Source organism: Kitasatospora sp. NPDC057965 (assembly GCF_042887135.1).
Classification (GTDB): Bacteria; Actinomycetota; Actinomycetes; order Streptomycetales; family Streptomycetaceae; genus Kitasatospora.
Map to the genome: position 1 here is coordinate 26410 of NZ_JBHVPZ010000028.1, position 10874 is coordinate 37283.

The 10874-nt window shown below is 73.1% G+C and carries 14 protein-coding genes; 13 read left to right on the forward strand and 1 reads right to left on the reverse strand.

Going from position 1 to position 10874, the window contains the following annotated elements; all coding sequences use genetic code 11:
• Window positions 1-76 precede the first annotated feature (76 nt).
• The 8 genes from ACFVVU_RS29890 (at window position 77) to mutM (ending at window position 5924) form a co-directional block, all read left to right on the forward strand.
• Window positions 77-610, forward strand: a complete 534-nt coding sequence (locus tag ACFVVU_RS29890) for a hypothetical protein (protein WP_387793366.1) — start codon at window positions 77-79, stop codon at window positions 608-610.
• A 97-nt stretch (window positions 611-707) separates the two neighbouring features.
• The gene (gene rsmD / locus ACFVVU_RS29895; protein ID WP_380682740.1) at window positions 708-1295 is read left to right on the forward strand and encodes a 16S rRNA (guanine(966)-N(2))-methyltransferase RsmD; all 588 of its coding nucleotides are present in this window, start codon (window positions 708-710) and stop codon (window positions 1293-1295) included.
• A 50-nt stretch (window positions 1296-1345) separates the two neighbouring features.
• A complete protein-coding gene (gene coaD / locus ACFVVU_RS29900) occupies window positions 1346-1837 on the forward strand; it encodes a pantetheine-phosphate adenylyltransferase (protein WP_380682741.1) in 492 nt (163 codons plus the stop codon).
• Between the two features lie 195 nt (window positions 1838-2032).
• On the forward strand, window positions 2033-3226 hold the full coding sequence (locus tag ACFVVU_RS29905; RefSeq protein WP_380682742.1) for an ATP synthase F0 subunit B: 1194 nt from the start codon (window positions 2033-2035) through the stop codon (window positions 3224-3226).
• Between the two features lie 141 nt (window positions 3227-3367).
• The gene (locus ACFVVU_RS29910) at window positions 3368-4012 is read left to right on the forward strand and encodes a DUF177 domain-containing protein (protein ID WP_355369665.1); all 645 of its coding nucleotides are present in this window, start codon (window positions 3368-3370) and stop codon (window positions 4010-4012) included.
• A 2-nt stretch (window positions 4013-4014) separates the two neighbouring features.
• Window positions 4015-4188 carry a 50S ribosomal protein L32 gene (gene rpmF / locus ACFVVU_RS29915; RefSeq protein WP_097236113.1) on the forward strand — a complete coding sequence of 58 codons (174 nt, stop codon included), beginning with the start codon at window positions 4015-4017 and terminating at the stop codon, window positions 4186-4188.
• Window positions 4189-4208: 20 nt separating this feature from the next.
• Window positions 4209-4997, forward strand: coding sequence for a ribonuclease III (gene rnc, locus ACFVVU_RS29920; protein WP_380682743.1), 789 nt, complete (start codon window positions 4209-4211; stop codon window positions 4995-4997).
• 57 nt (window positions 4998-5054) lie between these two features.
• Entirely contained in the window at window positions 5055-5924 is an 870-nt protein-coding gene (mutM, locus tag ACFVVU_RS29925) for a bifunctional DNA-formamidopyrimidine glycosylase/DNA-(apurinic or apyrimidinic site) lyase (protein WP_380682744.1), read from the forward strand.
• 10 nt (window positions 5925-5934) lie between these two features.
• On the opposite strand, the gene ACFVVU_RS29930 is transcribed toward mutM, so the two are convergent.
• A complete protein-coding gene (locus ACFVVU_RS29930; protein ID WP_380682745.1) occupies window positions 5935-6858 on the reverse strand; it encodes a hypothetical protein in 924 nt (307 codons plus the stop codon).
• A gap of 312 nt (window positions 6859-7170) precedes the next feature.
• On the opposite strand from ACFVVU_RS29930, the gene ACFVVU_RS29935 reads away from it, so the two are divergent.
• The 5 genes from ACFVVU_RS29935 (at window position 7171) to ACFVVU_RS29955 (ending at window position 10729) form a co-directional block, all read left to right on the forward strand.
• Window positions 7171-8550 (forward strand): hypothetical protein, encoded by a 1380-nt coding sequence (locus ACFVVU_RS29935; RefSeq protein WP_387793370.1) that lies wholly within the window; start codon window positions 7171-7173, stop codon window positions 8548-8550.
• Between the two features lie 122 nt (window positions 8551-8672).
• Complete coding sequence (locus ACFVVU_RS29940; protein ID WP_387793372.1) at window positions 8673-9251, forward strand: hypothetical protein; 579 nt, start codon at window positions 8673-8675, stop codon at window positions 9249-9251.
• 31 nt (window positions 9252-9282) lie between these two features.
• A complete protein-coding gene (locus ACFVVU_RS29945) occupies window positions 9283-9777 on the forward strand; it encodes a winged helix-turn-helix transcriptional regulator (protein ID WP_387793374.1) in 495 nt (164 codons plus the stop codon).
• Between the two features lie 35 nt (window positions 9778-9812).
• The gene (locus tag ACFVVU_RS29950; RefSeq protein ID WP_380682749.1) at window positions 9813-10112 is read left to right on the forward strand and encodes an acylphosphatase; all 300 of its coding nucleotides are present in this window, start codon (window positions 9813-9815) and stop codon (window positions 10110-10112) included.
• A gap of 413 nt (window positions 10113-10525) precedes the next feature.
• The gene (locus ACFVVU_RS29955) at window positions 10526-10729 is read left to right on the forward strand and encodes a hypothetical protein (RefSeq protein ID WP_270143783.1); all 204 of its coding nucleotides are present in this window, start codon (window positions 10526-10528) and stop codon (window positions 10727-10729) included.
• Window positions 10730-10874: the final 145 nt, after the last annotated feature.

Sequence of the window (10874 nt, forward strand, 5' to 3'; positions counted from 1 at the left end):
ACCCCCACGAGAGAATGAAGGTGTTCAGGGCGCACCCCCAAGGTGCGTTCCTGGCACGACACTTGGGGGTTTAGCCATGGCATTCCGTCATCTCAACGAGCTCCCGCTGGGCGACAAGGTCTTCCGGATCGAACTCGCCAGCGACGACGACCGCGAGGTCACCCTCACCCTCACCGGCTGGCGCGAGGGGGCCGCCGCCGCCCCGCTCGCCTCCGGCAAGCTGCGGCTGCCGGTGGAGGACGTCGCCTCGCTGCGGATCGCGCTCAACCGCGCGCTCCGGGCGCTGGCGATCGTCGCCGACGTCTCCGAGCCCATCCCCGACCGCGACGTGCTGCGCGAGCTCTACCCCGGCCACGGCGCCCCCTGGGTGCCGCAGCACGAGGAGGAGCTGGTCCGGCGCTTCCACGAGAGCGAGACCGTCGCCCGGATCGCCGCCCGCTTCGGCCGCACGCCCGACTCCGTCCGCACCAAGCTGCGCGAGCTCGGCCACGACCCGCGCCGCCCCGAGTACTGCCCGCCCGACGGCTGCCTGTCCTGGTCCCGCTACGCCTCGCCGTCGCTGCTCGGCGCGGCCGTGTCGGCCCGGACGGCCGGTTCCGAGGCGAGCTGATCACCTGAGTGCGTGAGCGTGGCCCCCGCCGGGCGGACCGGCGGGGGCCACGGCCGTATAGCGTGGTCGGGCAGCGACGAAAGGACCTCCCACCACCATGACCCGCGTGATCGCCGGGGCGGCCGGGGGCCGCCGGCTGGCCGTACCGCCCGGCCGGGGCACCCGCCCGACCTCCGACAAGGCCCGCGAGGCGATGTTCTCCACCCTGGAGGCGCTGCGCGGAGCGCCCCTGCACGGGGCGCGGATGCTGGACCTGTTCGGCGGATCGGGCGCGGTCGGCCTGGAGGCGCTGTCGCGCGGCGCCGAGCACGTGCTGCTGGTCGAGGCGGACGCCCAGGCGGCCCGGGTGATCCGGGAGAACGTCCGGACGATCGGCCTGCCGGGCGCGCTGGTGAAGGCGGCCAGGGCCGAGAAGGTGATCGCCGGACCCGCCCCGGAGGCCCCGTACGACCTGGTCTTCCTCGACCCGCCGTACGTCGTCACCGACGACGAGGTGCGCGAGATGCTGATCACACTGTCGGCTGGGGGCTGGCTCGCGGAGGACGCACTCGTCACCGTGGAGCGCAGCACCCGCGGCGGCGCGTTCGAGTGGCCGGAGGGCTTCGAGACGCTGCGCTCCCGCCGCTACGGCGAGGGCACGCTCTGGTACGGTCGCGCCGCCGCCGAGACCCGCCACCACCCCTAGCGGGCCCGGGCCCGCCGGATCCCGTCACCCCACGAGGGAGCACACACGCCATGCGCCGCGCCGTATGCCCCGGGTCCTTCGACCCGATCACCAACGGTCACCTCGACATCATCGAGCGGGCCTCGAAGCTGTACGACGTGCTGCACGTCGCGGTGCTGATCAACCGCAACAAGCAGGGCATGTTCACGGTCGAGGAGCGGATCGAGCTGATCGAGGAGACCACCGCCCAGTACGGCAACGTGGTCGTCGAGTCGCACCTCGGCCTGCTGGTGGACTTCTGCCGCGACCGGGGCATCCCGGCGATCATCAAGGGCCTGCGCGCGGTCAGCGACTTCGACTACGAGCTGCAGATGGCCCAGATGAACCACGGCCTGAGCGGCGTCGACACCCTCTTCGTGCCGACCTCGCCGACGTACAGCTTCCTCTCCTCGACGCTGGTCAAGGAGGTCGCCTCGTACGGTGGCGACGTCTCGCACCTGCTGCCGGAGACGGTGCACCACCGGCTGGTCGAGCGGATCGCCGAGCGGAGCGCCCAGCAGTGAACCCGGGATGACCGGACGTCCGTTTCTGCTGGTTCGTCACGGTTTGCCCGAGGGGTGGAAAGGCGGCCGCGCGCAGGCGTTGTGACCTCGCCCGGCAGTGGCCGTACAGTCTGTATTCCTGCCCCTGCGGTGACGTCCACCGCGCCGGGCGCTGCCTCCGCCGGACCTCGGCGGCACACGGAAAGACGAAGCCCCGTGGACGTGCAGAACAAGGTCGACGAGATCGTGGCGGCCGTCGAGAACGCCCGCTCGATGCCCATGTCGGCCTCCTGCGTGGTGAACCGTGCCGAGCTGATCACCCTGCTCCAGGACCTCCGGGCGGCCCTGCCCGCCGAGCTGGCCCAGGCCCAGTCGGTGATGGCCGACCACGAGTCGGTGGTCGCGGACGCCCAGGCCGAGGCCGACCGGATCATCCAGGGCGCGCACTCCGAGCGCGGCTCGCTGATCTCCGACACCGAGGTGGTCCGCCGCGCCCAGGCCGAGGCCGACCGGATCCTCGCCGAGGCCCGCGCCGAGATCGAGACCAAGCGCGCCGAGGCCGACGACTACGTGGACAGCAAGCTCGCCAACTTCGAGGTCGTGCTGACCAAGACGCTCGGCGCCGTCGGCCGCGGCCGCACCAAGCTGCGCGGTGACACGAGCGTCTTCGAGACCGAGTACGAGGGCGAGACCGACGGCGAGGAGTTCCAGCCGCAGCGGATCAGCCCCAGCCCCGAGGTCGACGAGTACGTCGATGTGAAGCTCGCCACCCTGGAGAACGTGCTCAGCGCGACCCTGGAGGCGGTCGGCAAGGGCCGCGACAAGCTGACCGGCAAGCGGCCGATCGACGAGCTCGGCGCCTACCTGGCCGCCGCCGACGAGGCGCAGCAGGCCAAGGAGCGGGCCGAGGCGGTCGCGGCGGGCTTCGCCGGGGACGCGGACGGCACCGAGCTGGCCTGGTACCGGGAGGAGGTGCCGCAGCAGCAGACCTGGCCGGAGCAGAACCCGGCCGCGGCCGGCTGGCAGGCGCCCGGCGCGGACCAGTACGCGGCCGCGCAGCAGGGCGGCGCCCAGTACGCCGAGGTGTACGGCGGCGGCTACGACCCGGCCGGTGGCCAGGCCGCGGACCCGTACGGCGCCCAGTACGCCTACCAGCAGCAGCAGGGCCAGCAGCACGGGCAGCAGCCCGGGTACGACGACGGCCGGCAGGGCGGCGGCTACGGCTACCCGCCCCAGCAGCAGGGCTACCAGGACCAGCAGCAGTACAACGCCGGCTACGGCTACCCGCAGCAGCCCGCCAACCCGCCCGCGCCCGTGCCGCAGCAGACCCAGGCCGGGCTGGACGAGACCAGCTTCTTCGACACCAGCATGATCGACATGACCCGGCTGCGGGAGCTCGGCGGCCGGTAGGGCGCGGGCACGAAGTTGGGCCTGGCGGGAGACTCGGGTAGTCTGACCACTCCGGCCTCTCCGTGTCGGGCCGTCGGTCTGCCCGCGCATCCCCCGACGAGCAGCGCCGCGCACCGGAACCCCTCAGGAAGTCAGGACACCTTGAACCGCCTCGACCACCGCGACCCCCTCGTGTTCGACACGCACGAGCTGGGCCGTCGTCCGGGTGCGCTGCGCAGGGTGACCCGGACCCTGGAGGCCCCCGAGGGCCTGGGGATCATCGATGTGATCGGTGTCCCGGAGAAGAGCGAGATCACGCTGGAACTCCGCCTGGAGTCCGTGGTCGAGGGCGTGCTGGTCACCGGCACCGCCGAGACCCGGGTCGAGGGCGAGTGCGTCCGGTGCCTGGAGCCGGTCGAGTCCGACCTCGACGTGGACTTCCAGGAGCTGTACTACTACCCGGAGTCCGACGAGCGCCACCGCGCCCGGACCGCCGGGGCCGAGGACCTCGAAGAGGACTCGGAGGAAGAGACTTACCGCCTGGAGGGCGATTACTTCGACCTCCAGCCGGTGCTGCGTGACGCGGTGGTGCTCGCACTGCCGCTGCAGCCGGTGTGCCAGGAAGACTGCCTGGGCCTGTGCTCCGAATGCGGAGCGCGCCTGAGCGACGACCCGGCGCACCACCACGACGCCGCCGACCCCCGGTGGGCGGCTCTGCAGGGACTCTCCGCCGCCCACGGCGACGAGGGTGACGGAATCAAGAACAGCGACACCCGTGAGGGTCTCGCCGAGAACCAGGAGAAGTAGCCGTGGCTGTTCCGAAGCGGAAGATGTCGCGCAGCAACACGCGCCACCGCCGGTCCAACTGGAAGGCCGTTGCCCCGGCCCTCGTGGCGTGCGACCGCTGCCACGAGCCGAAGCTCTCGCACATCGCGTGCCCGAGCTGCGGCACGTACAACCGCCGCCAGGTCCTCTCGGTCTGATCGGCGGGGTGCACGGATCGATGTCGGACGGTAACTCCTCCCGCAAGGCGACCACGGCTCCGAAGACTCCTTCGGGCGGTGGCAGGGCCGGCGGGCCGGCTTCGACCGAATACGACGTCCTGGAAGGGCGCCTCGGGTACACGCTCGAGCGCGCCCTTCTGGTACGTGCCCTGACCCACCGCTCGTACGCGTACGAGAACGGTGGCCTGCCCACCAACGAGCGCCTGGAGTTCCTCGGCGACTCGGTGCTGGGCCTGGTGGTGACCGACACCCTCTACCGCGTCCACCCGGACGTCCCGGAGGGCACGCTCGCCAAGCTGCGCGCCGCGGTGGTCAACTCGCGCGCGCTCGCCGATGTCGGCCGCGGCCTGGAACTGGGCGCGTTCATCCGGCTCGGCAAGGGCGAGGAGGGCACCGGCGGCCGCGACAAGTCGTCGATCCTCGCCGACACGGTCGAGGCGGTCATCGGGGCCGTCTACCTGGACCGGGGTCTGGACGCCGCCACCGAGTTCGTCCACCGGCTGTTCGACCCGCTGATCGAGGAATCCTCTCAGCTGGGCGCCGGCCTGGACTGGAAGACCAGCCTCCAGGAGCTCACCGCCTCGGTGGGCATCGGAGTGCCGGAGTACGTGGTCGAGGAGTCCGGTCCGGACCACGAGAAGACCTTCACCGCGGCGGCCCGGGTGGCCGGCGAGGACTTCGGCAGCGGCGTCGGCCGCTCGAAGAAGGAAGCCGAGCAGAAGGCCGCGGAGAGCGCCTGGCGGGCGATCAGGGAGAAGTACGCCGACCGCCTGCCGAACAGCGCCTGACCACGCAGTAGCCTTCCTCCTGCAGAGCCGAGTCCGTTCCGCTGGAGGCGTGTTCCCGTGCCCGAACTTCCCGAGGTCGAGGTCGTCCGCCGCGGTCTGGCGAACTGGGTCGCCGGGCGGACCGTCGCCGGCGTCGAGGTGCTGCACCCGCGCGCGGTGCGCCGTCAGCCGGCCGGTGCTGCGGACTTCGCGGCCCGGCTCACCGGCACCACCCTCGGTGCGGCGCAGCGCCGCGGCAAGTACCTCTGGGTGCCGCTGTCCGGGGCGGGCGAAGGCTTCTCGCTGATCGGCCACCTCGGGATGAGCGGCCAGCTGCTGGTCCAGGACCCGACGGTGCCGGACGAGACGCACCTGCGGGTGCGGCTGCGGTTCACCGACGGCGGGCGCGAGCTGCGTTTCGTCGACCAGCGGACCTTCGGCGGTCTCGCGGTCGAGGAGGCCGAGGACGGCGATCCGGAGGGCACCCCGCTCTCCATCGCGCACATCGCCCGCGACCCGCTGGACCCCCGCTTCGACGACGCCGCCTTCGCGGCGTCGCTGCGCGCCCGGCGCACCACCGTCAAGCGGGCGCTGCTGGACCAGACGCTGATCAGCGGGGTGGGCAACATCTACGCCGACGAGGCGCTGTGGCGCTCCCGGCTGCACTACGACCGGCCGACCGCGACGCTGACCCGGCCGCAGGCGCTGCTGCTGCTGGCCAACGCCCGGGACGTGATGACGGCGGCGCTGGCCGTCGGCGGCACCAGCTTCGACAGCCTGTACGTCAATGTGAACGGCGAGAGCGGCTACTTCTCCCGCGACCTGGACGCCTACGGGCGGGAGCACGAGCCCTGCCGGCGCTGCGGCACCGCCATGCGGCGGGCCGCCTGGATGAACCGCTCCAGCTACTTCTGCCCCCGCTGCCAGCGCGCACCGCGGGTGCGGTGACCCGCGGGACCTAGTTCTTGGCGAGCTCCGGTTCGGCCGGGGCCGGTTCGGGCTGTCCGCCGTGGGTGTCCTGGCCGAAGTAGGCGACGCCGACCGCCGCGACCACCGCGATCAGGAAGCCGAGCACACCGAGCCAGCCGAGGCCGGCCTTGGAGGAGTCGCCGAGCCAGATCACGCCGACCGCGCCGGGCAGCACCGTCTCGCCGACCACCAGGGCGGCGGTGGCGCCGTTCACCGAGCCGATCTGCAGCGCCACGGTGTGCACGTACATGCCGCCGATGCCGCCGACCAGGATCGCGTACAGGGCCGGGTCGGAGAGCAGCCGGCCGAGGTCGAACGGCTCCACGCCGTTGAGGATGCGCACGCCGACGCCGAGCGCGCCGAAGCCGAGGCCGGAGAGCAGACCGGCGACGATCGCGCCGTTGGCGCCCATCCGGCGCACCAGCAGGCCGCCGCCGGCCAGCAGCACGGTGGTGATCGCCAGCAGCCACCAGTGGAAGGCCATCGCGGCGTGGTGGCCGCCCTCCGGCCCGGCGGAGACCGCGAGCAGCACCAGCGCCGAGCAGAGCACGCCGATCGAGGCCCACTCCAGCTGCTTGAGCCGGATGCCGAGCAGCTTGATCGAGAGCACTGCGGTGATCACCAGGTTGGCGCTGATGATCGTCTGGGAGAGGAAGAGCGGCAGCATCCGGGCGGCCAGCGCGCCGAGCCCGAAGCCGATGAAGTCCAGCACCGTGCCGAGGATGAACTCCCAGGTCACGGCCGCCTTGGCGGTGGAGGCGAGGCTGGGCCCGCCGTGCGCGGTGGTGCCGGTGGAGGCTCCGCCCCGGGCGGCCTCCTCGCGTGCGGAGCGCCGGGAGCCGACGGCCTGCAGGACCGAACCGGTGCCGTAGCAGGCGGAGGCCGCCACGGCGGTGACGAGGCCGATCAACACGCGGAGCTCCGATCAGGAGGGGTGGTGCGGGATGGTCAAAAGATGGTCATGAGGAGGTGGTACGGCCACCAGTGTGCCCGGTCGAGGGGTACGGTCGGCACGCCCTGCCCGGCGTCCGGTCCGGTCCGCTGTCCGCCGGGAGGTACGCGCGGGCCGTCGGCCGGGTTCCCGCCCCGGGGCCGGTTCAGGGGCGGTGGGGCGCAAGATCATCCCGGAGAAGGGGACGCACCCCGGCGGACGGTGGGGGTGCCCGGCCGGGTGGTGCCCGGCCGGTATGCCTTGCACCGGGGCCGTTCGGGGTAGCGTCGAGGCATGAGAACCCTTGCACGACGACGTTCCCGGGGCGTCGGGCCGGTGGCGCTGGTGTCGGCGCTGCTCGGGCTGCTGCTCCTGCTGGCACCGGCGGCCTCGGCGGCCGGCGGTCTCGACGACGCGGCCGCCACGCTCAAGCAGGGCCGGGTCTACGTCGACCCGGCGATGGCGGACCGGTTCGGCCAGAGCCAGGCCGACGCCCTGACCGCGAAGATCCGCAAGGCGGACAAGCCGATCTTCGTGGCGGTCGTCCCGGCCGCCGACCCGTACGGCGCCAGGACCGTCTTCGACGACCTGCGCACCAAGGTCGGCATCACCGGCACCTACGCGATCTGGCGCGGGGACCAGTTCCAGGCCCGCTCCGACAAGGCCGCGCTGGCCAGCGCGAGCGCCGAGCGGATCGCCGGAGCCTCCTTCCGCTCCCACCCCGGCAACATCGACGCCACCCTGAACGACTTCGTCGACACCGCCGCCCCGCAGATCAAGGGGCACGGCGTGAACAGCGACAGCGGCGGCGTCTCCGCCGCCGCGGTGGTCGTCCCGCTGGCCCTGCTGGCGCTCGCCGGCACCGGCGTCTTCCTGCTGTTCCGCCGGGCCAAGCGGAAGAAGGAGGAGCAGCGCCGGGCCGACCTGGCACAGCTGCGCCAGGTGGTCGACGAGGACATCACCGCCTACGGCGAGGAGCTGGACCGGCTCGACTTCGTGCCGTCCGCCGCGGACGCCGACGACGTGCAGCGCGGCGACTACACCCACGCCCTGGACTCGTACGAGACGGCCAAGCGGCTGATGGACGAGGCCAAGGGGCCGGAGGACGTGAAGCCGGTGACCGAGGCGCTGGAGGACGGCCGGTTCGCGCTGGCCACCCTGGCGGCCCGGCGGGACAAGCGCCCGCTGCCGGAGCGCCGGCCGCCGTGCTTCTTCGACCCGCGGCACGGCCCGTCCGTGCTGGACGCCGAGTGGTCCCCGGCGGGCGGCGCCGCCCGCTCCGTCCCGGTCTGCAAGGCCGACGCGGACCGGCTGGCGGCCGGCCTGGACCCGGAGGTCCGGACCGTCCCGACCGAGCACGGCCCGCAGCCGTACTGGAACGCCGGCCCGGCCTACGGCCCCTGGGCGGGCGGCTACTTCGGCGGCTTCGGCGGCGGCGGTCTGCTGCCCGGGCTGCTGGTCGGCACCATGCTCGGCTCGATGATGGCCACCCCGGCGTACGCGGCCGGCCCCGTCGACGCGGGCGCCGGCTTCGACGGCGGCGACTTCTCCGGTGCGGACTTCAACGCCTCCGACTTCGGTGGCGGCTTCGACGGCGGTGACTTCGGCGGCGGCGGTGACTTCGGCGGCGGCGGCGACTTCGGGGGTGGCGGCGACTTCGGTGGCGGGTTCTGACGCCGTCACGCGCTCTGTCCTGAGCCTCAGGCCGATGCGATGATCGGCCCACGGCCCCCGTCGGGTGACCGGCGGGGGCCGTGGCGTGTCGGGGAGGGGACGCCGACGGAGGGGGCGGGGGAGTGGCACCGGATCATGCCCTGGCAGAGCGGTGGCTGCGGGGGGACGAGGAACTGCTGGGACTGGTCGAGGTCCGGCTGAGCGCGCTGGTCCTCCGGCCGCCGAAGCGCTACCGGCGGTCCGGGCGGGACGTGGAGGCCGGCGTGGAGAACACGATCGAGCACGGTCTCGACCTCCTGGAACCCGAGGTGCTGGTGGGCCTGGCCGGCCTGACCGTGCTGGTGGTCGGCGGGCGCCTGGCCACGCCGCCGGTGCGGGGCGGCTGGGAGAGCACCGCGGGCCGGTTCGCCGCCGCCGCCCGGGAGGCCGAGCCGTCGCGCTCGTCGGACACCTTCGGCTTCGTGCTGCTGGCCGTCACCGACCGCCGGGTCCTGCTGCTGAAGCGGCGCGGCGCGTTCGCGGCCGAGCACCTGACCGATCTCGGGCCGTTCCGGCTGCGCAGGCCCCCGGACCCTCGCGCCGGCTCGCGTGCCCGCCGGGTCGAGCTGCGGTTCGCGGACGATTCGACCGTCGCCGTGCGGGTGGCTCCCGGGCAGCTCAAGACCCTGGCGGGGCTGGCCGTCCTGAGCGGCAGGGTTTGAGAACCCAACCCTGTGTGGCAGGCTGTCCGGCGTGACCTCCGACCTCCCCGCCCCGCCGTCCCTGCCCGGGCGGCCCTGCTCGATCGCCGCCGCGCTCCACGTGGTGGGGGAGAAGTGGGCGCTGCTCGCGGTGCGGGAGCTGTTCTACGGCAACCACCGGTTCGACCGGATCGCCCGCAACACCGGGGCGCCCCGCGACCGGCTCGCCGCGCGGCTGCGGGCACTGGAGGAGGCGGGCGTGGTCGAGCGCCGGGCCTACAGCGAGCGGCCGCCGCGCTACGAGTACCACCTGACCGAGGCCGGTCGCGACCTCGCGCCGCTCACCCAGGCCCTGCTCGCCTGGGGCGACCGCTGGGTGCTGCCCGAGCCGCCGGTGGTCTTCGAGCACGCGCCCGAGGGGCACCCGCCGCACCCGTACGACCCGCACTGGGTCTGCCGGACCTGCGGCGAACCCGGGCGCGCCGCCGACCTGCGGGCGGAGGTCCGAAGCCCGGGGTGGACGGCCGAGGGACCGTCCGCCCCGTGACGCGTGCCACGGCCGGGGCGGATAGGGTCGGTGGCATGCACGATCGCGACGCCCACAGTGACGAGCCGGTCCGGGTCACCGCCTGGGTGCGCGGCAAGGTCCAGGAGGTCGGCTTCCGCTGGTGGACCAGGGCGCGGGCGCTGGAGATCGGCCTGACCGGCTACGCCGGCAACCTCGGCGACGGCCGGGTGCAGGTGGTGGCCGAGGGCCTCGCCCCGGACTGCGAACAACTGCTCGCCCTGCTCAGGGGCCCCGACACCCCGGGCCGGGTCGCCGGGGTGACCGAGATCTGGACCGCCGTCGGCCCCGGCTACGAGAGCTTCGCGATCCGCTGACCGCCCCCGCGCGCCCGGCTCGCGACGAGCCGCCGGAAAACGATCGGCAACCGGCGGTGTCGTACGGTTGCCATCCGGGCAGACTCGTGGTTGACTCCGCATCGAACGATGATCCACGAGCACGTGGTGGACCCCCCTTCGTGGCCGGCCGGCGTGACGACACCGCCAGGCAGGTGACAGGGGCGCGGTAGCGTGCGGTGATCGTGTTGACCCGTACCGTCTTTGGTGAGACGCTGGAAGCCCGCGCACACGACCGCGTCATTCCGGTAGGCACACGCCCCTGTGAGCCCAGCTCACGGTGGTTGTGCCGTAGTGCCCAGCCAGCACTGCCGGTGCGCGCCGCGCGTGCGTCCCCCTTCCCCCTAGACCTGTACCGTTCCGGTTCGGTCACTCAGCGTGGAGGACCATTCATCATGGCAAAGGCGCTTCTCGGGTACGTCGGCGGCCCCGACCCGCGAATGCTCTCCGAGATGCGACGGCTGCAGCAGCGCGTCCAGGATCTCGAAGCCGAGCTCCTTCGGATGCAGGCTGAGAACGACGCTCTCACCGCTGTCGCCGGCGAGCACTCGCTGCTCAACAGCATCGACCTGGATCAGCGGGAGCCGGCTCTCACCTGAGTCCCGCCCGATCTCCCTCGATCGACGCCGCTGTGCACTGAGCCGCCCCGAAAGGGACGCAGCTTGCAAGGGACGCCCCGTGTGGCGTCCCTTCGTCGTGTCCGGGGCCGTGTCCGGGAGCCTGCCGCCGCACCGCCGGGGGATA